The organism is Prosthecobacter sp., assembly GCF_049294395.1.
In the GTDB taxonomy this organism is placed as follows: Bacteria; Verrucomicrobiota; Verrucomicrobiia; order Verrucomicrobiales; family Verrucomicrobiaceae; genus Prosthecobacter.
Map to the genome: position 1 here is coordinate 1 of NZ_JBAQCR010000159.1, position 3,251 is coordinate 3,251.

A 3,251-nucleotide genomic window follows, 5' to 3' on the forward strand; every position below is an offset into this window, starting at 1 on the left:
CAAAAAAGCGACCGGAATACCATTTGCGGCAAACCCATGGGCCGCGTTGCTGCGATCTGTAGTGCCAAGGCACTCTATCCCATGAAACACACCCTCCTCGCGGCAACCCTCGTCCTCACCCTTTTCCCTGCTCTGGCTCCGGCCGGCACGGTCAAACTTCCGGAGGACAAACCAGCGACGACTGTGAGCATCCCAGATTCCTGGGAGCCCGAAGCCTCCGACGACGGCATCCTCGCCGAATCTCCCGACAATGTGGCCACGATCTACCTCGAAGTGGTGGCCGATGAAAAGCAGATGGACAGCGTCATCGAGGAGAGCCTCAAGTGGCTGACCGAAGACCATGAGGTGAGGGTGGATGCCGCCACCAAGGAAACGAAAGACTTTGAAGACTCCGGCCGCAAGTGGAGCCGCATCTCATGGAGCGGCGAGAGCAAGGAGTGGGGCCCGGCCGTGATCGGCTTCCTCTTTACCGAAGTGGGAGACGGCAAGGTGCTGACCATCACCTACTGGATCTCAAAGAAAGACAGCGAGAAGAGCCTCGAAACTCTGGGCAAGATCTTCTCCAGCGTGAAGTCCGTTCCTTAACACAGGTATCCGAAGCATTTGAAAGGCGTGTCCGAGCCATCGGGCACGCCTTTTTTCTTGCCGTCGCAGACAAATTTCAGTTAAAGCATGCTCCACCATGCGCACTGAATTCGGCAACACTTGGAAACAGATTCGCTCTATTTTTATCGCCGGTATGGTCATAGGCGCAGTGGCAGCCGTGGCGATTGGTGCCATGAACCACCATCAAGGACGCCCGCTGGATCTGAAGCTCCTGCTGGGAATCTGTCTGGGCATGGGATGTTTACTTCCGGTGTTCGTGCTGCCCACCCTGCTTTTTTCCATCCGTATCGAAGACGGCGTCATCTCCCACTGGCTCTGCCGCCGCAAGAAACTCGCTGAAGGCCGCGTGGAAGATCTGACGAAGGTGGAAATCGCCGTAGGCAGCGGTGCGAAGTTTTACTTTGCCAGCCAAAAACCCATCTCCTTCATGGGCGCTGATCTGATGATCCTGCAGGCGATGTGCCTGCACATCATGGAACTGCGTCCGGACTTCGACCAATTCGTCTTTGGTTCCCGTGCTGCGATGATTCTCAAGACCGTGAAGCTGTTTCAATCGAAGCGGCAGCCTCCTGCCGCTCCCGCACCTTAGATCACCGCCCTCTGCCGACGAAACTCCCCAGGCGTCATGCCTGCACGCTTCCGAAACGCCTCGGCCATGTACTGCGGGTGCGTGAAGCCGCAGCGGGCGGCGATGGCATCGAGCGTGAGATCAGTCTGAGTGAGCAGTTTTTCCACCGCAGCAAAGCGGATGCGGTTGATCTCCTCCCCAGGGCTGCGGCCAATGAGCGCCTTCATGCGCCGCTCAAGTACACTGCGTGAGAGCGCCGTCTCCCGCGCAACTCGCGTCACGTCAATCTGCTCCGTGGCATGCTGGCGGATGAAGCGCAGCGCTTCGGCAATGCGCGGATCTTCCACCGCGACGATGTCGCTGGACTGGCGCACGACAATGTCCCCCGGCGCCAGCAGATGCTTTTCACCGGGCTTGGGCACACGCCGTTTCGCCATCCATTCATCAAGCATGCGCGCTGCTTCGTAACCCACGGCCTGCCCGCGCAGGCGCACGCTGGAAAGCGGTGGGGAGGCGGTGTCGCAGAGCATGTTGTCATTCTCCGCCCCGACCACCGCCACCTCCTCCGGCACGGCGATGCCTGCACGGCGCGCCGCATCCAGCAGCCAGAAGCCGAGCTGGTCATTCACGGCAAAAACCCCCACGGGTTTCTCCAAAGACGTCAGCCATTCGGACAAAGCGCGCTGGTGCTCATCCCAGCGCAGCCGCTTCGTCCCTGCCCCGCCGGATTTGAAAAGGGAGCACTCGAAGCCATGCGCACGCAGAGTTTGCGCAAAGTACTCGCTGCGTTCGACGAAGAAGGCCTCGGCGGTGTCCAGATAGCAGGCGAAGCGCTGGAAGCCGCGATTGCGCAGATGCTCCGCCACCCGCGTGCCCACGATGCGATTGTCCATGCCGACAAAGGGAAACGAATGCGGCAGCACCGTGGTGCGGAGTTCGATCACCGGCAGCTTGGTCGCCTTGAGCTGGCGCAGCATCGCGGCATCGACAGTGCGGGAGAGAATGCCGTCTCCGGGCCAGTCTTTGAGCCAGTCAGGGAAACGGCTGCGCAGATCGCGTGGCTCCAGGTACAGCGACCACGGGCCGTGCTCCGCCACATAGCGCCGGATGCCGCGCACGATGTCACGGCCATAAGACCGCGAAGTATCGACAAGAACGGCGACCTGCGGGATGCGGGCGGGTTTGGAACGTGGAGCCTTCGGCATGACAGGATGCAAACCGGAATCCCCGTCCGGAAGCAAGCGGGAATCGAGAGAACTCGTGGCAGATTCTTTTTGTAACGAAACCGCGCCTGTGGGGTTATCTCCCCGACATGAGATTTTCCCGCCTCGCTGCCACTCCTGCCATGCTGATCAAAGTGATCAGCACCGTAGTTGTGACCGCCTGCCTCGCCGCTTCATCAAAGCTGCCGCCGAATGAGGTGAAGATCACCACGGATGACCATTACCGCCGCATCCAGGCCAATGGCATTCCAGATCACACGCCCGGCCAGTTCCCCGACCGGCACAATCCCAACGTGATCGCGCCCCAGAGCTACGACTACAAGGTGCCGCTGCACCCCAAGCTCGCGGAGAAACCGGTGCCGTTTCACATGCAGCCCTTCGGCATCGCGGTGAATGGTGTTGTCTTTGATCCCTTTGCCGCTGAATGGTGGCAGGGCAATCCGGCGAGCGGCTGGCAGTATGAACCTCATGGAGGAGCGATTGATCTCGGGCTCGATGCGAGCAACGCGCACGTGCAGCCCAACGGGGCCTATCACTACCATGGCATCCCCAACGGGATGATCGAAAAAATCGCCGGCGACAAAGCGAAGATGGTGCTCGTCGGCTGGGCGGCAGATGGTTTCCCCATTTATGGTCCCTGGGGCTACAGCACGGCGCTGGATGGCGACAGTGCCTTGAAGAAGCTTGATTCCAGCTATGCCATCAAGGCAGGCACCCGGCCCGCTGGCTCTCCCGGTGGCAAGTATGATGGGGCCTTTGTGCAGGACTACGAATACATCGAAGGAAGCGGCGACCTGGATGCCAGCAACGGCCGCTTTGGAGTGCCCCCTGAATTTCCTCAGGGCACTTATTAT

General features: G+C 60.1%; 4 protein-coding genes. 3 read left to right on the forward strand and 1 reads right to left on the reverse strand.

The genetic code is table 11. From position 1 onward, the window contains the following. Positions 1–81: 81 nt before the first annotated feature. A complete protein-coding gene (locus tag WAW39_RS10620) occupies positions 82–585 on the forward strand; it encodes a hypothetical protein (RefSeq protein WP_422318546.1) in 504 nt (167 codons plus the stop codon). A 97-nt stretch (positions 586–682) separates the two neighbouring features. Then, positions 683–1,195 (forward strand): hypothetical protein, encoded by a 513-nt coding sequence (locus WAW39_RS10625; RefSeq protein ID WP_422318548.1) that lies wholly within the window; start codon positions 683–685, stop codon positions 1,193–1,195. Here WAW39_RS10625 and WAW39_RS10630 read toward each other — a convergent pair. Next, on the reverse strand, positions 1,192–2,379 hold the full coding sequence (locus tag WAW39_RS10630) for a substrate-binding domain-containing protein (RefSeq protein ID WP_422318550.1): 1,188 nt from the start codon (positions 2,377–2,379) through the stop codon (positions 1,192–1,194). The genes WAW39_RS10625 and WAW39_RS10630 overlap by 4 nt on opposite strands. 107 nt (positions 2,380–2,486) lie before the next feature. Here WAW39_RS10630 and WAW39_RS10635 point away from each other — a divergent pair. Next, positions 2,487–3,251 (forward strand): YHYH protein (locus WAW39_RS10635; RefSeq protein ID WP_422318552.1); only part of this gene is annotated, 765 nt, incomplete at its 3' end.

Excerpts from the sequence above, each read along its gene's own strand:
- WAW39_RS10620 (WP_422318546.1), top strand. The coding sequence starts at position 82 with ATGAAACACACCCTCCTCGCGGCAACCCTCGTCCTCACCCTTTTCCCT.
- WAW39_RS10625 (WP_422318548.1), top strand. The coding sequence starts at position 683 with ATGCGCACTGAATTCGGCAACACTTGGAAACAGATTCGCTCTATTTTT.
- WAW39_RS10630 (WP_422318550.1), bottom strand. The coding sequence starts at position 2,379 with ATGCCGAAGGCTCCACGTTCCAAACCCGCCCGCATCCCGCAGGTCGCC.